We start from the raw sequence: 18196 nt of genomic DNA on the forward strand, positions 1-18196 counted from the left end.
CTGTTGCAGGGACCGAGCCGCCGGACCGAGGACGGATACCCCCCACCCCGGCCCCGACCCACAACACACCGCACGCGCTACACAAGCCCCCACCGGAGCGCAACGGGCCGCCGCAGGCATCCAGGGGCGCGGGGAACTGCGCACAACACCAGCCCCCACCGAACCCGCACTCAACCAACAACCGAACCCCGCCCAACCGCCGGAGGCAACCCGCAGGCATCTCAGGGGCGCGGGGAACTGCGCAAAACCCCCGCCCCCACCGGCCCGCAGACAACCAACAACCGAACCCCGCCCAACCGCCGGACGGCACCCGTCACTGCCCCGGCCACCGCGGCGCCCGCCGCTCATTGAACGCCGCCACCCCCTCCGCCCGATCCCCCGAGAACGCCACCGACCGCCACGCCGCGTCCTCCACCTCAAGCCCGGCCCGCAGATCCAGCCCATGCCCCAGCCGCAACGCCCGCTTCGCCGCCCGCAACCCCACCGGCGAGTTCGCGGCGATCCGGGACGCCAACGACAGCGCCTCCGCACGGTCCTCCCCCACCGGCACCAGCGAGTCCACCAGCCCCAGCGAGCGCGCCTCCTCCGCCTCCACCCGCCGCGCGGTGAAGATCAGCTCAGCCGCCCGCGCCGCCCCCACCCGCCGCGGCAGCAACTGCGTCCCCCCGCCCCCGGGAATCACCCCCACCGACACCTCCGGCAACCCCACCACTGCCGTACGGTCCGCCACGATCAGGTCGCAGGCCAGCGCCAGCTCGAACCCCCCGCCCAGCGCGAACCCGTGCACCGCGGCGATCGTCGGCACCGGCAGCTCCAGCACCCCCGTGTACGCCCCCCGGGCCACCGGCCGCTGCCGCACCAACTCCGCGTCGCTGAAGGAGTTGCGCTCCTTCAGATCCGCCCCGACACAGAACGCCCGCTCATGCGTGGAGGTCACCACGACAACACGCACCCCCTGATCACCCCCCAGCGCGGTACAAGCAGACGCAACGGACCTGGCCATCTCCGTGGAGACCGCGTTCATCGCCTTGGGCCGGTCGAGCACCAGCTCGCCGACACACCCGTCCTCATGCCGCCTCACCAGCACGAACTCCCCGAACCGCTCCTCACCCATGACACCCTCCTAGTTAACGCGGGTTAACAAGAACGCCCCGATCATCGCAGCCCCGCCCCCACCGCGAAAGGTTCCCGGGAAACCGCCCGACTCCCCGTTCGAGTGACATCCCGCCCAACTCATCCCCGACCACTCACGGCAGCGCATAACGTGCGCCCCGCCACGGCGCACAGGGGGCGCAGGCACACAGGGGAGGAACCAAATGACGGCGGCCATGACGACGATGACGACGACGGCAGGACCGGCGGAGGACGGCGGCACCCGCCTGTTCGGACCCCGCGGCCGCCACCGCAAGCCCCGCCCCCGCAAGGTCCTGCTCGCCGCGGGCGGTCTCGCCCTGGCGGCCGGCGCCCTGAGCCTCGTACGGCTGGCCCCCGACGCGGGACTGGGCGGCTACGGCGCCACGGAGCCCGACCCCCAGGCCGCCCCCGGCACGGACTCGGACCTCGGCATCGCCACCGGCACGGACCGAGCGACGAACGCCGCGGCGACCGTGGGCTCCATCCCGCAGCCGAGCCCGTCGTCGACCACGGCGATGGGCGGGATCTCCGCGACCGCGACCCCCGCACCGGGCACCTCGCCGGCCCCGACGGGGTCCGCGACCGCCGTACCCCTGCCCTTCGCCGCGGCCCCCACGACGATCCCGCAGGCACCGAACACCCAGGCACCGGCACCGGCCCCCACGCCGACCACCACGCCCCGCTCACCGACGACGACCGCCGCCCCGCAACCGTCCCGGACCACGCCCCCAGCGGCACCGGCACCCACGCCACAACCCACTCACACCACCGAGCCCGCCCCGGGCCTGTGCGTGCCGATCATCGGCCTGTGCGTGCAGCAGCGCGGCTAGGAGGAGGGCACGTCCCTGCGGGTCAGCAGCCAGGGCTCGACCACCCCGAGCCCACGCACGGGCCGCTGCCACATCGGCTGGAGCGCGAAGCGGTACGTCGGCGGCTCCTCGCCCTCCTTCTCGGCGGTGGCCGCGGCCTCGGCGGCTTCCGCCTCGGAGGCGGGCGCCTCGCCGTGGCGGATCAGCTCCTCCGCGAAGGCGCTGTCGACGAGCACGGCGTCGCGGGGAGCTATCGAGGTCAGCCGGGAGGCGAGGTTCACCGTCGTACCGAAGACATCACCCATACGGGTGGTCACCGTGCCGAAGGCGATGCCGACGCGCAGCTCGGGCATGGTCTCGTCGTTCGCCATGGTCTCGATCAGCCGCAGGGCGATCTCGGCGGCCACCGACGCGTCGTCGGCCGCGTACAGCACCTCGTCGCCGAGGGTCTTGATGAGCCGCCCGCCCCTGGCCGCCACAAGATCCGCGGCGGTGGTCTCGAAGGCCTCGACGAGTTCGCCGAGCTCCTCCTCCTCCATACGGCGGGTCAGCCGGGTGAACCCGACGAGGTCCGCGAAGCCGACGCACAGCCGCCGGTCGACCATCTCCTCGTCGTCGGCGGCCTGCACGACCCGCCCCGCCGAGGCCGAGAGCTGGCGGCGCCAGACGTAGACGAGGAACTCCTCCAGCTCGGGCAGGAGCAGCTCGATGATCGGGTACGTCACCTCGGTACGGGTCATGCCCGGCTCCGGGGGGTCGGTCAGGCCCTCCAGGAAGGAGTCGATCTGCCACTCGGCGAGCCGGGCGGTGGTCTGCCCGGTGGACCGCGCCACCTGTACGGCCATGGCCTCGCTCAGCAGCCCCGCCTCGACGAGACCCGCGAGCCGGCGCAGCGCGAGGACGTCCGCCTCGGTGAACGCCTTGGCCTGGCCGACGTCGGCGAAGCCCATCGCCCGCCAGAAGCGGGTGGCCAGCTCCATGGAGACGCCGGCGGTGCGGGCCGCCTGAAAGGGGGTGTAGCGCCGCTCGGCGCCGAGGATGAGCTGCTCGAGACGCACGGCGAGCGGGTGCGGGGTCGCGTCCGCGCCGGAGCCCGTGTCGTCTGCGGTCACGCCTGCTGCCCTTCCGATCTGTCACGGTCAGGTATCGACCGGCCTCAACTGTACGGCAGGTGTGCGGTAGCTCACTCCCGTGGGCGCCGACAAGGGGTGCCGGCCTACGCGGGGCGCAGGTGCACGATGTCTCCCGCTCCCACCGGTTCCTGGACGCCCTTCTCCGTCGCGATCACCAGGCGGCCGTCGCCGTCCACCGCCACCGCCTCCCCCACCAGTGAACGGTCTCCGGGCAGCTCCGCCCGTACCGTCCTTCCCAGCGTCGCGCACCCCGCCGCATACGTCTCCTGCAACCCGCTCACCGTCGGGTCACCGGCCGCCGCGCGCCAGCGGTCGTACCACTCCTCCAGAGAGCGCAGGACGGCCCGCAGCAGGGGATCCCGGTCCGTGCTCACCGCTCCGGCCAGCGCCAGCGAACCCGCGGTCGGGACCGGCAGCTCGTCCTCCCTCAGCGTGACGTTGATGCCCACGCCCACGACGACCCCGCCCTCGCCCGCCCGCTCGGCAAGGATCCCGCCGGCCTTGCGTTCCTCGCCGCCCACGGTCACCAGGAGGTCGTTGGGCCACTTGAGGGCCGTGTCGACGCCGGCGGACCGGGACAGGCCCGTCGCCACCGCGACGCCGGTGAGCAGCGGGAGCCATCCCCACCGCGCCACCGGTACATCCCCCGGCGTGAGCAGGACGGAGAAGAAGAGGCCCGAGCGCGGTGGCGCGGTCCACTGGCGGTCCAGGCGGCCCCGCCCGGAGGTCTGCTCCTCGGCGACGAGGACCGCGCCCTCGGCGGCCTTGCCCGCGGTGGCGCGGGCGACCAGGTCGGTGTTGGTGGAGCCGGTGCTCGGGATCACCTCGATCCCGGACCACAGTCCGCCCTCCCGGACCAGCCCGCGGCGCAGCGCGGCGGCGTTGAGGGGCGGGCGGTCGAGATCCGACCACCGGCTGTCGTCTCCTGAAACATCTCGCGGCGTCATGCAAGCCACCCTAGGTGTGTGAAACGCCGCACTGCTGATTCGTAGGGGCACCACTACTCTACGGATGAGTAACCGTCCCCCCTTTTGAGCAGGCAGGGAGCCGCGATCCCGATGTCCGAGCCGGAAGCGACCGACATTCACACCACCGCGGGCAAGCTCGCGGATCTCCAGCGTCGTATTGACGAGGCGACGCACGCCGGCTCCGCACGCGCCGTCGAGAAGCAGCACGCCAAGGGCAAGCTGACGGCCCGTGAGCGCATCGAACTCCTCCTCGACGAGGACTCCTTCGTCGAGCTGGACGAGTTCGCCCGGCACCGCTCCACCAACTTCGGCCTGGAGAACAACCGACCCTACGGCGACGGTGTCGTCACCGGGTACGGCACGGTCGACGGCCGCCCCGTCGCCGTGTTCTCCCAGGACTTCACCGTCTTCGGCGGCGCGCTTGGCGAGGTCTACGGCCAGAAGATCGTCAAGGTGATGGACTTCGCGCTGAAGACCGGCTGTCCGGTCATCGGCATCAACGACTCCGGTGGCGCCCGGATCCAGGAGGGGGTGGCCTCCCTCGGCGCGTACGGCGAGATCTTCCGCCGCAACACCCACGCGAGCGGTGTGATCCCGCAGATCAGCCTGGTCGTCGGGCCCTGCGCGGGCGGAGCCGTGTACTCCCCGGCGATCACCGACTTCACGGTCATGGTCGACCAGACCTCGCACATGTTCATCACCGGCCCCGACGTCATCAAGACGGTCACCGGCGAGGACGTCGGCTTCGAGGAGCTGGGCGGCGCCCGGACGCACAACTCGGTGTCCGGCGTGGCCCACCACATGGCCGGGGACGAGAAGGACGCCGTCGAGTACGTCAAGCAGCTGCTGTCGTACCTGCCGTCCAACAACCTCTCCGAGCCGCCGGTCTACCCGGAGGAGGCGGACCTCGCCGTCACCGCCGAGGACCTGGAGCTGGACACGCTCGTCCCGGACAGCGCCAACCAGCCGTACGACATGCGCACGGTCGTCGAGCACGTCCTGGACGACGCGGAGTTCTTCGAGACGCAGGCGCTGTTCGCGCCGAACATCGTCACCGGCTTCGGCCGGGTCGAGGGGCACCCGGTGGGCATCGTCGGCAACCAGCCGATGCAGTTCGCGGGCTGCCTGGACATCCCGGCCTCGGAGAAGGCGGCCCGCTTCGTCCGCACCTGCGACGCCTTCAACATCCCCGTGCTGACGTTCGTGGACGTGCCCGGCTTCCTCCCGGGCGTCGACCAGGAGCACGACGGCATCATCCGCCGCGGCGCCAAGCTCATCTACGCCTACGCGGAAGCGACCGTCCCGCTGATCACGGTGATCACCCGCAAGGCCTTCGGCGGCGCCTACGACGTCATGGGCTCCAAGCACCTCGGCGCGGACCTCAACCTCGCCTGGCCCACCGCCCAGATCGCCGTGATGGGCGCCCAGGGCGCGGTCAACATCCTGCACCGCCGCACGATCGCCGAGGCCGAGGCGGCCGGCGAGGATCTGGACGCGGTGCGTGCCCGGCTGATCCAGGAGTACGAGGACACCCTCCTCAACCCCTACATCGCGGCCGAACGCGGCTACATCGACTCGGTGATCATGCCGTCCGACACCCGCCGCCACGTCGTACGGGGCCTGCGCCAGCTCCGCACCAAGCGCGAGTCCCTGCCCCCGAAGAAGCACGGCAACATCCCCCTCTAAGGAGACGCTGTGAACATCAAGGTCGTACGGGGCAACCCCACCCCGGAGGAGCTCGCCGCCGCCCTGGCGGTGGTCCGGGCACGCGCCGCGGCGGCGACGACAACGCCGTCCGGCGCGGAAACACCGAGGCCCGCGTGGTCCGACCCGTCCCGCATCGCAGCCCACCGGCTGCCGCAGCCGGGCCCGACAGCTTGGGCTCGTTCCTACTGGCCTGGGTGAAACCCGTCAGGGGCGCGGAGAACCGCGCACAGTGCGACGGCCGAGGGCGCCGAATTGAGTACCCGTACTCAGGCGCCCTCCCCCGGCCAAGCCCCACGCTGGTGACATGCTGTGGTCCGACCCCGAGAACGAACCGCCGAAGGAACTCCGCGACATGCAGGAGATGCTCCGGCGGCTGAGCATCTTCCTGGCCCTGGCCATGGTGCTCGCGATGATTGTGATCGGGCTGCGCTGACCGGCACTACGCTGACCGCATGACCGATCAGCCGCGCCGCCGACTCGTCCTCGCCTCCCAGTCCCCCGCCCGGCTGGGCCTGCTGCGGCAGGCCGGGCTCACCCCCGAGGTGATCGTCAGCGGGGTCGACGAGGACGCCGTCAGCGCCCCCACCCCCGCCGAACTTGCCCTCGCCCTCGCCGAGGCGAAGGCCTCCGTCGTGGCCGCGAAGCCGGAGGTCAAGGGTGCGCTGGTGATCGGCTGCGACTCGGTCCTCGACCTGGACGGCGAGGCGCTCGGCAAGCCGGGCGACGCCGAGGAAGCCACGGCCCGCTGGAAGGCGATGCGCGGGCGCGCGGGCACCCTGCAGACCGGCCACTGCGTCTACGACACGACGAGCGGCCGGTATGTCTCCGGTGTCGCCTCCACCGTCGTCCGCTTCGGCGAGCCGACCGACGAGGAGATCGCCGCGTACGTCGCCTCCGGCGAACCCCTCTACGTCGCGGGGGCGTTCACCCTGGACGGCCGTTCGGCCCCGTTCATCGACGGCATCGACGGCGACCACGGCAATGTGATCGGCCTCAGCCTGCCGCTGCTGCGCAGGCTGCTGGCCCAACTGGGTGTCGGTATCACGGAGTTGTGGGCGCCGTCGGAGGCGTGAGCGGCGAACCGCCGGCCGGCTGGGGGCTCTCCGGCTCCTTGGGCCCCTCGGGGCCCGGACCCTGCGTGTCCTGCGGCTCCGCCGCGGCCGGCCCTCGCTGTCCGTCGTAGGTCACCAGCACGAGCACGAGCAGCCCGAGCATCACGACCATGAAGAGGCACTGAGGCCAGCCGATCAGCGCCCAGGCGACCGCGCCCAGCACGCCGTGCACCACGGCCGCGCTGACCAGCAGGACCCGGCCGAGCCCGGCGGGCTGCCGGTCGCGCACCGCCACCAGCAGGGCGACCAGCGCGCACAGCCAGAAGTAGAGGCCGAAGACGACCCCGCCGATCTTCGAGGACATCGCCATCGCGTCCGGGTCCAGACCGGCCAGCGACATGTTCTGCGCGTCGACGAGACTGCCCATGATCCAGTTCAGCATCGCCACGCCGAGCCCCTCGGCGAAGAGCAAGACCGCCACGACCCACGCCACCGGTCTGCGTATCACCGGTCCCCACCCACTTTCGAGCCGTGCTCCTGTTACCTGAAGTACGTTCAATACAGCGCGAACGCTACTAACGGGTAAACCGCGGGACAAGGGTTGGGCCGTGGGCAAAGAATCATTGGGCCATTCGTAGGGACTCCACAAAGAAACGGAGTGGTCCGCAGCACGCTCTCACAGAGACCTTGACCACAGAGGAGGGCTAGGGTTTCCGGGAGGAGTCCTGCGTACCGAGGTGCGACAAGGGATTTCACAGGTGGAGTGAGCCTCGTATCACGCTCCGTGTGGGCAAGCTCACCACAGGGGACGGGTCGAAGTGTCGTGTTGGCTGTCCCTAAACTCGGCTTGTTTCAAGGAGGGAGCCTCAATCGTGCGCAAGGTGCTCATCGCCAACCGTGGCGAAATCGCTGTCCGCGTTGCCCGGGCCTGCCGGGATGCCGGTATCGCGAGCGTGGCCGTGTACGCCGACCCGGACCGGGACGCTCTGCATGTCCGCGCCGCGGATGAGGCGTTCGCCCTGGGCGGTGACACTCCGGCCACCAGCTACCTGGACATCGACAAGGTCCTGGGTGCCGCGCGGGAGGCGGGCGCGGACGCGGTCCATCCGGGTTACGGCTTCCTCTCCGAGAACGCCGAGTTCGCGCAGGCCGTGCTCGACGCGGGCCTGATCTGGATCGGCCCGCCCCCGCAGGCCATCCGCGACCTCGGTGACAAGGTCGCCGCCCGGCACATCGCGCAGCGCGCCGGTGCCCCGCTGGTCGCCGGCACGCCCGACCCGGTCTCGGGCGCCGAGGAGGTCGTGGCCTTCGCCGAGGAGCACGGCCTGCCGATCGCCATCAAGGCCGCCTTCGGCGGTGGCGGGCGCGGTCTGAAGGTCGCCCGGACCCTCGAAGAGGTCCCCGAGCTGTACGACTCCGCCGTCCGTGAGGCGGTGGCCGCGTTCGGCCGCGGTGAGTGCTTCGTCGAGCGCTACCTGGACCGCCCCCGGCACGTGGAGACCCAGTGCCTGGCCGACAAGCACGGCAACGTGGTCGTCGTCTCCACCCGTGACTGCTCGCTCCAGCGCCGCCACCAGAAGCTGGTCGAGGAGGCCCCCGCGCCCTTCCTCTCCGACGAGCAGGTCGCCGAGCTGTACCGGGCCTCCAAAGCGATCCTGAAGGAAGCCGCCTACGAGGGCGCCGGCACCTGCGAGTTCCTCGTCGGCCAGGACGGCACCATCTCCTTCCTGGAGGTCAACACCCGCCTCCAGGTCGAGCACCCGGTGACCGAGGAGGTCGCCGGCATCGACCTGGTGCGCGAGATGTTCCGCATCGCCGACGGCGAGGAACTCGGCTACGGCGACCCCGAACTGCGCGGCCACTCCTTCGAGTTCCGCATCAACGGCGAGGACCCGGGCCGCAACTTCCTGCCCGCCCCCGGCACCGTCACCAAGTTCGAGGCGCCCTCCGGCCCGGGCGTCCGCCTGGACGCGGGCGTGGAGTCCGGCTCGGTCATCGGCCCCGCCTGGGACTCCCTGCTGGCCAAGCTGATCGTCACCGGCGCCACCCGCGAGCAGGCCCTGCAGCGCGCCGCGCGTGCCCTGGAGGAGTTCCAGGTCGAGGGCATGGCCACCGCCATCCCATTCCACCGCACGGTCGTCAAGGACCCGGCGTTCGCCCCTGAACTGACCGGCTCGGCGGACCCGTTCACGGTCCACACCCGCTGGATCGAGACCGAGTTCGTCAACGAGATCCCGGCCTTCGCCGCCCCGTCCGAGACCGAGGCCGACGAGGACACCGACCGCGAGACGATCGTCGTCGAGGTCGGCGGCAAGCGCCTCGAGGTCTCCCTCCCGGTCTCCCTGGGCATGTCGCTGGCCCGCACCGGCCTCGCCGCGGGCGCCAAGCCGAAGCGCCGGGCCGCCAAGAAGTCCGGCCCGGCCGCCTCCGGCGACACCCTCGCCTCCCCGATGCAGGGCACGATCGTCAAGATCGCGGTCGAGGAGGGCCAGGAGGTCGAGGAGGGCGACCTCGTCGTCGTACTCGAAGCCATGAAGATGGAACAGCCGCTGAACGCCCACCGCTCCGGCACCATCAAGGGCCTGTCCCTGGAGGTCGGCGCGTCCATCACCTCGGGCTCGGCGATCTGCGAGATCAAGGACTGATCAGCTCTACGGCATGACGAGGCGCCCCACGGACCGGAGCAGTCGGTCCGTGGGGCGTCTCGCTTCCCCGTCCCCCGAGACGGTGGTCTAGGTGGTCCGCGTCCAGCCGGTGCCGTGCCGGACGAGGGCGAGTCCCGCGTAGCCGAAGGCGACGGCCGGCATGACGAAGGAGACGGCGGTCAGGGCGGCGATGCCGATCACGTATCCGACGACGTTGAGCGGCATGGACAGGATCAGCAGCCAGGCGGCCCACGCCGGGATCACCCGGCCGCGCAGCAGGGCGACGCCGAGCAGGATGGCGCCGACGACGTGGGCGACGACGAAGTAGAGGATCGGGCCGTTCACCACGGCGAGTTCGTTGACGCCGTCCGCGATCCGGACCACGGAGTCCTCGCTCACGCCCTTCTCGAACCCGCCGAGCGCCACGACGTCGAGGTTCGGGGTGGCGTTGACCGCGATCAGCCCGGTGCCGAAGAGGACCGAGCCCCACAGCCCCAGCCGGGCGGAGCGGGCCACCGCGAGCAGGGCCACGGCGACCAGTCCCGGCAGGAACAGCACGGTGCCCACCGTCCACAGCCACACGGACAGTTCGGAGGCTCCCTGGTGCGCGGCGATGTCCCGGGCGATCTCCTTGCTGGATGCGTCCGTGGCGTACGGGGCGACGAGGCCCGCCGCCGCGAACATCAGCGGGCCGAGGGTGGCCGCGATCGCGGCGAGGAGGCGGGCGGTGCCGGGCGTGGCCCCTTCCGCGGCGGCGGTGGGCGTGCGGGACGGCGTGGTGGTCATGTGAGTCCCCCTTGGCGGTCTGCCCCCGTGCGGAGCGCCTTCTGTCAGTGAAGCGAGAAGGGGTGAGCGGTGACCATCCGTCAATTCTGAGGGGGTCGCGACATGTCGCTTTGGTCCGTACGGACCGTTCGCTCGGTTCGGTCGGTTCGGTCGGTTCGGTCGGTTCGGTCGGTTCGGTCGGTTCGATCGGTGAGCAGGCCCAGGTCGCGGCCGCGGCGCAGGAGGGCCGCGGTGTGGCCGGCCTCCAGTTTGCGGTGCAGCGAGGCGATGTAGCCGCGCACGGTCGCGGGGGACAGCCTCATCAGGCGGGCCGTCTCCGTCGCCGTACGGCCGTCATGGAGGTGGACGAGCGTGCGGTGCTCCTGCTCGGTGACACCGAACAGGCGGGCCACGGCGCGGGCGCGGGACAGGTCGTGGAGGAGGAGCAGGGAGGGAAGGCCGGGGGTGGCGGGGAGGTGCCGGACCTCGACGTGGCGGGCGGTGAAGGAGATGCCGCCGGCGAGACGGGGGTCGTCGCGCAGGACGGTCAGGAGCTCGGCGGCGACGGCGTTGAGGGGGTGCGGACGGCCGGCGTCGTCGACGCTCGCGACCCCGCAGCCGCTGCCCTCGGCGAGCCGCAGGGCGGCGGCGGAGAGCGCGAGGAGACGGCGGCGTTCGACCAACTGGCTTTCCACGTAGTTGAGTTGGAGCTGGGCCAGGCCGAGCAGGTCGCGTTCGCGTGGGGTGAAGTCGGCACCGGAGCGGACCAGGGCGTAGCCCTCGACGGCGGTCGCGCCGGCCGAGCCGGCGGATGCGACGAGGTGGTGGTGCAGGCCGAAGGGGCGGAAGTCGAGGTTGTAGCAGTGGGTGCGCTGCCACTGGCGGTCACCGGCGACGTCGCTGACGCGCCAGGCGCCGGGGGTGCCGGTGTCGAGCATCAGATCGGTGAGGGGGTGGTCCAGGGGGTGGTCGTAGATCACCATCGGGTCGGCGTGGAAGGAGTCCGCGGGCACGTTGAGCACGAACACTCCGCGTCCGTCGAGCGGTAACCGGTACCGCTGTCCGGCGTCCGCGGGCACGAGCCCCATCACCGCGGTGAGCGCCCGCTCCCACAGCTCCTCGGGCCGGGCGGCGTCCGCCAGTTCCCGACCCAGTTCCACGACACGACGCGCGTCCGCCCCGCTGATCTCCATGCCACTCTCCCGGCGCTGCTCTCGCCAGAGATTTCCCTGTGCGGCCTCGGCTCCCTACCGCCCCTCGACGAGCCCCACCCCAAAGCCAACCGCCCCGCGACGGACCCGCACCCCTCTACGAACCGGCCCCCGAAGCCAACCGCCCCTCGACAAACCCGCACCCCCCGACGAGCCGGCCCCCGAAGCACCGCCCCACGATGAACCCGCTAGCGAAACCAACCGCCCCACGACGGACCCGCACCCCCGATGAACCGGCCTCCGAAACCAACCGCCCCTCGACAGACCCGCACCCCTCAATGAACCGGCCCCCGAAAGCCACCCGCCCGTCGACGAACCCGCCTCCGCAGCCACCCCGCCCGCCCTAGACAGACCCGCGCCCCTCGACGCACCACACCAAGCCCACCGCCCCACGACGAACCCACCTCCGAAGCCACCCACCCCCGCAAGCACCCCGGAGGCATCCTCAGCAGCCCGAAGACAGCCCCCCCCCGTCGGCAGACCTCAGCGGCGTCGCAGGTCCGCCACCCGGGCCCGCTCCGCCCCCGGAGTCGGGTCGCCGAGGACCGCGGCCGTTCGGAGGGTCGGGCCCGCGCCCTGGACCTGGCCCCGGCGAGGCCCCGGGAGGGGGACGTCCCGGCGCTCGTGTCGGCGCGCCGGGACCTGATCACCCCCCGGCGCTCCCGACGCACCGGCCACGGCGATCTGCACCCCCTGGTCGGCGAGCGCCTGGAGTTCCGTGGCGGCCCGGTCGTCGTGGGCCGGGGGCTCGTCCGTGACAAGGCGGGTGATCACGTCCGTCGGCACGGTCTGGAACATCGTGTCGGTGCCGAGCTTGGTGTGGTCAGCGAGGACCACCACCTCCGCGGCGGCCTGCACCAGCGCCCGGTCCACGGACGCCGACAGCATGTTGGACGTGGAGAGCCCGCGCTCGGCGGTGAGCCCGCTCCCGGAGAGGAAGGCCCGCGACACCCTGAGCCCCTGGAGCGACTGTTCCGCCCCCGAACCCACCAGGGCGTAGTTGGAACCGCGCAGGGTGCCGCCGGTCATCACGACCTCCACCCGGTTGGCATGGGCGAGCGCCTGAGCCACCAGGAGGGAGTTGGTCACGACGGTCAGCCCGGGAACCCGGGCGAGCCGGCGCGCCAGCTCCTGCGTGGTCGTACCCGCCCCCACCACGACGGCCTCGCCTTCTTCGACGAGACCCGCGGCGAGATCGGCGATGGCCGTCTTCTCGGCGGTCGCGAGATGCGATTTCTGCGGAAAGCCGGACTCCCGCGTGAACCCGCCCGGCAATACCGCACCGCCATGCCGGCGGTCGAGGAGTCCTTCTGCCTCCAGTGCGCGCACGTCCCGCCGTACGGTCACTTCGGAGGTCTGGACGACGCGGGCGAGCTCACGGAGCGATACAGCCCCGTTGGCTCGCACCATTTCGAGGATCAATTGGCGACGTTCTGCAGCGAACACGAAACTGACAGTAACGCGGACGACCGTCTGCTTTCAGCTGTTTGCGCCGAATAGCAGAAGATGTTCGCACAGCAGGACGGGAAGTGGTATAGGGCCTAATCTCCCCGCCTATGCCGCACGAATGGTCGGCAACTCCCTGTGACCAGGCAGGAATCGCTTTCGGCCGTCAGGCCTCTCCGGTCTCCTTGCGTGTGTGCAACTGCCGTGCCACCTCGGCGATCGAGCCCGAAAGGGAGGGGTAAACGGTGAACGCGTTCGCGATCTGTTCGACCGTCAGATTGTTGTCGACCGCGATCGAGATGGGATGGATCAGTTCCGAGGCGCGGGGCGAGACGACGACACCGCCGACGACGATCCCGGTGCCCGGCCGGCAGAAGATCTTGACGAAGCCGTCGCGGATGCCCTGCATCTTGGCGCGCGGATTCCTGAGCAACGGCAGCTTGACGACCCGGGCGTCGATCTTGCCGCCGTCCACGTCCGACTGGGAGTAGCCGACGGTGGCGATCTCGGGGTCGGTGAAGACGTTGGACGAGACCGTCTTCAGGTTGAGCGGGGCCACCGCGTCGCCGAGGAAGTGGTACATGGCGATACGCCCCTGCATCGCCGCCACCGACGCGAGCGCGAAGACGCCGGTGACGTCACCGGCGGCGTACACACCGGGAGCCGTCGTCCTGGACACCTTGTCGGTCCAGATGTGCCCGGACTCGCGCAGCTTGACGCCCGCCTCCTCAAGGCCCATCCCGGCGCTGTTCGGAATGGCACCGACGGCCATGAGACAGTGCGACCCGCTGATGACCCGCCCGTCGGCCAAGGTCACCTCCACCCGGTCCCCGACCCGCTTGGCGGACTGGGCACGGGAGCGGGCCATGACGTTCATGCCACGCCGCCGGAAGACGTCCTCCAGCACCGCGGCAGCGTCCGGGTCCTCACCGGGAAGCACCCGGTCCCGCGACGAGACGAGGGTCACCTTGGACCCGAGCGCCTGGTAGGCACCGGCGAACTCGGCACCGGTCACACCGGACCCGACCACGATGAGCTCTTCGGGCAGCTCGGTGAGGTCGTAGACCTGGGTCCAGTTGAGAATGCGCTCACCGTCGGGCTGGGCGTCGGGCAGCTCACGGGGATGCCCACCCGTGGCGATCAGCACGGCATCCGCGACGAGCGTCTCCTCACTCCCGTCGGCGGCCCGCACCACGACCTTCCGCGACCCGTCGAGCGCCTGCATGCCCTCAAGGCGCCCACGCCCGCGCAGCACCCGCGCACCGGCACGCGTCACCGAGGCGGTGATGTCATGGGACTGGGCGAGAGCGAGCCGCTTCACACGCCGGTTGACCTTGCCCAGATCAACCCCGACCACCCGAGCCGCCTGCTCCAGAGGCGGGGTGTCGTCGGCGACGATGATCCCCAGCTCCTCATAGGACGAGTCGAAGGTCGTCATGACCTCGGCCGTAGCGATAAGGGTCTTCGACGGCACGCAGTCGGTCAGCACCGACGCTCCGCCCAGACCGTCGCAGTCGACGACGGTCACCTCCGCGCCGAGCTGGGCGGCCACCAGGGCCGCCTCGTATCCGCCGGGTCCGCCACCGATGATCACGATCCGAGTCACGTACTCCATTGTCCCGCACGCCCCGCGATGCCACGGCCTGGGGTCCGCCCCGAGATGCCACTGTTACGGGAGAGACGCCGGGGAAGGCTGCCGTACCCTCGACGCATGTCGCTCTACGCCGCCTACGCCGGCAACCTCGACGCGCGGCTGATGACCCGCCGTGCCCCGCACTCGCCGATGCGCGCCACGGGGTGGCTGAACGGGTGGCGGCTGACCTTCGGCGGCGAGCACATGGGCTGGGAAGGGGCCCTGGCGACGATCGTCGAGGACCCCCTCTCCCAGGTCTTCGTCGCGCTCTACGACATCGCCCCCGCCGACGACCAGTCGATGGACCGCTGGGAAGGCGTGGGCCTGGACATCTACCGCCGCACCCGCGTCCGCGTGCACACCCTGGAGGGCGAGGAGCAGGCCTGGACGTACGTCCTGAACGGCTACGAGGGCGGCCTGCCCTCCGCCCGCTACCTGGGCGAGGTCGCCGACGCGGCGGAATCGGCGGGCGCGCCGCACGACTACGTCATGGAACTGCGCAAACGCCCCTGCTGAGGGCACGCTCTCCGGCCCGATTGGTTGGAAACGACAAGACAACGATCGCCATCCCGTCCGCTCTGTCATCTACGCGCGTAGGCCTCGACCGGCTACGCTCATCCGCGTGAACGCATCTCTTCTTCCGGACGACATCCAGGGCGACCCGCACGCCGCCGCCGACGCCGCCGCCGCGCGCCTGCGCGAACTGACCGGCGCCGAGTCCCACGACGTCGCCCTCGTGATGGGCTCCGGCTGGGCACCGGCCGTGGACGCGCTCGGTGCCCCCGACGCCGAGTTCCAGGTCACCGACCTCCCCGGTTTCCCGCCGCCGGCCGTCGAGGGCCACGGAGGCAAGATCCGCTCGTACAAGATGGGTGAGAAGCGGGCCCTGGTCTTTCTCGGCCGCACGCACTACTACGAGGGCCGCGGTGTCGCCGCCGTCGCGCACGGCGTCCGTACCGCCGTCGCCGCCGGCTGCAAGACGGTGGTCCTCACCAACGGCTGCGGCGGCCTCCGCGAGGGCATGCGCCCCGGCCAGCCGGTCCTGATCAGCGACCACATCAACCTGACCGCGACCTCGCCGATCGTCGGCGCGAACTTCGTGGACCTGACCGACCTCTACTCCCCTCGCCTGCGCGCCCTGTGCAAGGAGATCGACGCCACGCTGGAGGAGGGCGTCTACGCCCAGTTCCCCGGCCCGCACTACGAGACTCCGGCCGAGATCCGCATGGCCCGCGTCATCGGCGCGGACCTGGTGGGCATGTCGACGGTCCTCGAGGCGATCGCCGCGCGCGAGGCGGGGGCGGAGGTGCTGGGCATCTCCCTGGTGACGAACCTCGCCGCGGGAATGACGGGCGAGCCGCTGAACCACGAGGAGGTTCTGCAGGCGGGCCGTGACAGTGCGACGCGAATGGGTTCGCTGCTGGCGCAGGTGCTCGACCGGATCTGATGTCGTAGGGCGGCTGCGGGTCCGTTGTGGCTGGTCGCGCAGTTCCCCGCGCCCCTGGGCCGGCCATGTGGACGCTCCTCCAGCCGCCGACGGCGCGCAGGGGACGGGGTGGGGGGTGTCCGCCCGCAGCGGCCGGCGTCCGTTACAGGCCCCCTTCTTCGACGGACCGAGCCGCCGGACCGAGGACGGATATCCCCCACCCCGGCCCCGACCCACAACACACCGCAAGCGCTACACAAACCCCCACCGGACCCGCAGCTGCGCCGCAGGCATCCAAGGGGCGCGGGGAACTGCGCAAGACGCCCGCCCCCACCGAACCCGCACAAGAACCGCCCAACCGCCGGAGGCACCCGTGCATGACGATCTCATCGAACGGGCCACGACCTGGCTCGCCGAGGACCCCGACCCGGACACGCGCGACGAGCTCGAAAAGCTCATCGAGGCCCAAGACGTCACCGAACTGAAGGCCCGCTTCACCGGCACCCTCCAGTTCGGCACCGCAGGCCTCCGCGGCGAACTCGGCGCAGGCCCGATGCGTATGAACCGCACGGTCGTCATCCGAGCCGCCGCCGGCCTCGCCGCGTACCTCAAGAAGCAGGGCAGCACCGACGGCCTCGTCGTCATCGGCTACGACGCCCGCCACAAGTCCGAAGACTTCGCGAAGGACACCGCGGCCGTGATGACCGGCGCCGGACTGAAGGCAGCCGTCCTCCCCCGCCCCCTCCCCACCCCCGTCCTCGCGTTCGCCATAAGGCACCTCGGCGCGGTAGCCGGCGTGGAGGTCACCGCCAGCCACAACCCGCCCCGCGACAACGGCTACAAGGTCTACCTCGGCGACGGCTCCCAGATCGTCCCGCCCGCCGACGCGGAGATCGCGGCGGAGATCGACGCGATCACGTCCCTCAATGACATCCCCCGCCCCGACACCGGCTGGGAAACCCTCGGCGACGAGGTCCTCACCGCCTACCTGGCCCGCACCGACGCCGTCCTCGCGAAGAACTCCCCCCGCACCGCCCGCACCGTCTACACCGCGATGCACGGCGTCGGCAAGGACACCCTCCTCGCCGCCTTCGCACGAGCCGGCTTCCCCACCCCGGAACTCGTGGCGGAACAGGCCGACCCGGACCCCGACTTCCCGACCGTCGCCTTCCCCAACCCGGAAGAGCCCGGCGCGATGGATCTCGCCTTCGCGAAGGCCGCCGAGACGAACCCGGACCTGATCATCGCGAACGACCCCGACGCCGACCGTTGCGCGGTGGCCGTCAAGGAAGACGACACCTGGCGCATGCTGAGGGGCGACGAGGTGGGCGCCCTCCTCGCGGCCCACCTGGTGACCCGCGGAGCGCACGGCACCTTCGCCGAGTCCATCGTCTCCTCCTCCCTCCTCGGCAGGATCGCCGAGAAGGCGGGCCTGCCCTACGAGGAGACCCTCACCGGCTTCAAGTGGATCGCCCGGGTGGACGGCCTGCGCTACGGCTACGAGGAGGCCCTGGGTTACTGCGTGGACCCCGAGGGCGTACGGGACAAGGACGGCATCACCGCGGCCCTCCTCATCACGGAGCTCGCCTCCGAGCTGAAGGAACAGAACCGCACGCTCCCCGACCTCCTCGACGACCTCGCCGTGGAGCACGGCATGCACGCCACGGACCAGCTCTCGGTCCGCGTGGAGGACCTGTCGGTCATCGCCCGCGCGATGGAGCAGCTCCGCGAGCACCCCCCGACGGAGCTCGCGGGTCTGCCCATCACCAAGGCGGAAGACCTCACCCGGGGCACGGACAAGCTCCCGCCCACCGACGGCCTGCGCTACACCCTCACCGGCGCCCGGGTCATCGTCCGCCCGAGCGGCACCGAGCCGAAGCTGAAGTGCTACCTGGAAGTGGTGATCCCGGTAGCCACCCACGCGGACCTCCCGGCAGCCCACACCACCGCGACCGACCTGCTGACCGCCATCAAGCGCGACCTGTCGACGGCGGCCGGCATCTGAACCGAGGGGCGGCCCCCGCCCGGGCCGCCCCTCACCTCACGTACCTCACCTCACCTCACGCCCGCCCCGCCTCGCGCGCCACGGCGAACCGGTCCACGTCCGCCCCGGTCGCCGCCAGGACCCGCACGGTCAGCGTGGCCGTACGCCCTGCCCGCGCGGGCTTCACGTCGACGCGGATGAACAAGTACCCGGTGTACCGCACCCGCGCCCAGTCGACGCTCTCGTCGACCTTGCGGCCCGCGACCTGCGACCTGCGACCTGC

17 protein-coding genes and 1 pseudogene are annotated in these 18196 nt (G+C 71.4%); 9 read left to right on the plus strand and 9 right to left on the minus strand.

Features of this window, described 5'->3' with window-relative positions; translation table 11 throughout:
* Positions 1-313: 313 nt before the first annotated feature.
* Complete coding sequence (locus tag AB0D34_RS43745) at positions 314-1114, minus strand: enoyl-CoA hydratase-related protein (RefSeq protein WP_362672935.1); 801 nt, start codon at positions 1112-1114, stop codon at positions 314-316.
* Between the two features lie 202 nt (positions 1115-1316).
* On the opposite strand from AB0D34_RS43745, the gene AB0D34_RS43750 reads away from it, so the two are divergent.
* Positions 1317-1964 (plus strand): hypothetical protein, encoded by a 648-nt coding sequence (locus AB0D34_RS43750; protein ID WP_362672937.1) that lies wholly within the window; start codon positions 1317-1319, stop codon positions 1962-1964.
* Here the strand turns inward: AB0D34_RS43750 and AB0D34_RS43755 are convergent.
* Positions 1961-3055 carry an adenylate/guanylate cyclase domain-containing protein gene (locus AB0D34_RS43755; RefSeq protein ID WP_362672939.1) on the minus strand — a complete coding sequence of 365 codons (1095 nt, stop codon included), beginning with the start codon at positions 3053-3055 and terminating at the stop codon, positions 1961-1963. The two genes, AB0D34_RS43750 and AB0D34_RS43755, sit on opposite strands and share 4 nt — an antisense overlap.
* Positions 3056-3159: 104 nt before the next feature.
* A complete protein-coding gene (locus tag AB0D34_RS43760) occupies positions 3160-4023 on the minus strand; it encodes a biotin--[acetyl-CoA-carboxylase] ligase (RefSeq protein ID WP_362672941.1) in 864 nt (287 codons plus the stop codon).
* Positions 4024-4134: 111 nt separating this feature from the next.
* Here AB0D34_RS43760 and AB0D34_RS43765 point away from each other — a divergent pair, with 111 nt between their 5' ends.
* The 4 genes from AB0D34_RS43765 to AB0D34_RS43780 all read left to right on the plus strand — a co-directional run bounded on the left by AB0D34_RS43765 (position 4135) and on the right by AB0D34_RS43780 (position 6824).
* Positions 4135-5730 carry an acyl-CoA carboxylase subunit beta gene (locus AB0D34_RS43765; protein WP_362672944.1) on the plus strand — a complete coding sequence of 532 codons (1596 nt, stop codon included), beginning with the start codon at positions 4135-4137 and terminating at the stop codon, positions 5728-5730.
* Positions 5731-5739: 9 nt separating this feature from the next.
* Positions 5740-5949 (plus strand): acyl-CoA carboxylase epsilon subunit, encoded by a 210-nt coding sequence (locus AB0D34_RS43770; RefSeq protein WP_362672946.1) that lies wholly within the window; start codon positions 5740-5742, stop codon positions 5947-5949.
* Positions 5950-6055: 106 nt separating this feature from the next.
* Positions 6056-6184, plus strand: a complete 129-nt coding sequence (locus tag AB0D34_RS43775; protein ID WP_362672947.1) for a hypothetical protein — start codon at positions 6056-6058, stop codon at positions 6182-6184.
* 19 nt (positions 6185-6203) lie between these two features.
* Positions 6204-6824 (plus strand): nucleoside triphosphate pyrophosphatase, encoded by a 621-nt coding sequence (locus AB0D34_RS43780; RefSeq protein ID WP_362672949.1) that lies wholly within the window; start codon positions 6204-6206, stop codon positions 6822-6824.
* Here AB0D34_RS43780 and AB0D34_RS43785 read toward each other — a convergent pair.
* Entirely contained in the window at positions 6793-7311 is a 519-nt protein-coding gene (locus tag AB0D34_RS43785) for a hypothetical protein (RefSeq protein WP_362672951.1), read from the minus strand. The genes AB0D34_RS43780 and AB0D34_RS43785 overlap by 32 nt on opposite strands.
* 364 nt (positions 7312-7675) lie before the next feature.
* Here AB0D34_RS43785 and AB0D34_RS43790 point away from each other — a divergent pair, with 364 nt between their 5' ends.
* Positions 7676-9448 carry a biotin carboxylase N-terminal domain-containing protein gene (locus tag AB0D34_RS43790; RefSeq protein WP_362672954.1) on the plus strand — a complete coding sequence of 591 codons (1773 nt, stop codon included), beginning with the start codon at positions 7676-7678 and terminating at the stop codon, positions 9446-9448.
* Between the two features lie 87 nt (positions 9449-9535).
* On the opposite strand, the gene AB0D34_RS43795 is transcribed toward AB0D34_RS43790, so the two are convergent.
* From AB0D34_RS43795 to AB0D34_RS43810, 4 genes are all read right to left on the minus strand, one after another.
* Entirely contained in the window at positions 9536-10234 is a 699-nt protein-coding gene (locus tag AB0D34_RS43795) for a hypothetical protein (protein ID WP_362672957.1), read from the minus strand.
* An 80-nt stretch (positions 10235-10314) separates the two neighbouring features.
* Positions 10315-11406 (minus strand): helix-turn-helix transcriptional regulator, encoded by a 1092-nt coding sequence (locus AB0D34_RS43800; protein ID WP_362672959.1) that lies wholly within the window; start codon positions 11404-11406, stop codon positions 10315-10317.
* A 501-nt stretch (positions 11407-11907) separates the two neighbouring features.
* The gene (locus tag AB0D34_RS43805) at positions 11908-12870 is read right to left on the minus strand and encodes a DeoR/GlpR family DNA-binding transcription regulator (protein WP_362672961.1); all 963 of its coding nucleotides are present in this window, start codon (positions 12868-12870) and stop codon (positions 11908-11910) included.
* Positions 12871-13036: 166 nt separating this feature from the next.
* Entirely contained in the window at positions 13037-14485 is a 1449-nt protein-coding gene (locus AB0D34_RS43810) for an NAD(P)H-quinone dehydrogenase (protein ID WP_362672963.1), read from the minus strand.
* 96 nt (positions 14486-14581) lie between these two features.
* Between AB0D34_RS43810 and AB0D34_RS43815 the strand changes: the two genes are divergently transcribed.
* The 3 genes from AB0D34_RS43815 to AB0D34_RS43825 all read left to right on the plus strand — a co-directional run bounded on the left by AB0D34_RS43815 (position 14582) and on the right by AB0D34_RS43825 (position 17934).
* Positions 14582-15019, plus strand: a complete 438-nt coding sequence (locus AB0D34_RS43815; RefSeq protein ID WP_362672965.1) for a gamma-glutamylcyclotransferase — start codon at positions 14582-14584, stop codon at positions 15017-15019.
* 106 nt (positions 15020-15125) lie between these two features.
* On the plus strand, positions 15126-15950 hold the full coding sequence (locus AB0D34_RS43820; RefSeq protein WP_362672968.1) for a purine-nucleoside phosphorylase: 825 nt from the start codon (positions 15126-15128) through the stop codon (positions 15948-15950).
* Between the two features lie 352 nt (positions 15951-16302).
* Entirely contained in the window at positions 16303-17934 is a 1632-nt protein-coding gene (locus tag AB0D34_RS43825) for a phospho-sugar mutase (protein ID WP_362672970.1), read from the plus strand.
* A gap of 55 nt (positions 17935-17989) precedes the next feature.
* On the opposite strand, the pseudogene AB0D34_RS43830 reads toward AB0D34_RS43825, so the two are convergent.
* Positions 17990-18166 (minus strand): annotated as a pseudogene (locus AB0D34_RS43830) (phosphoesterase); the annotation flags it as partial.
* Positions 18167-18196: the final 30 nt, after the last annotated feature.

Source organism: Streptomyces sp. NPDC048420, from assembly GCF_040651535.1.
GTDB lineage: Bacteria > Actinomycetota > Actinomycetes > Streptomycetales > Streptomycetaceae > Streptomyces.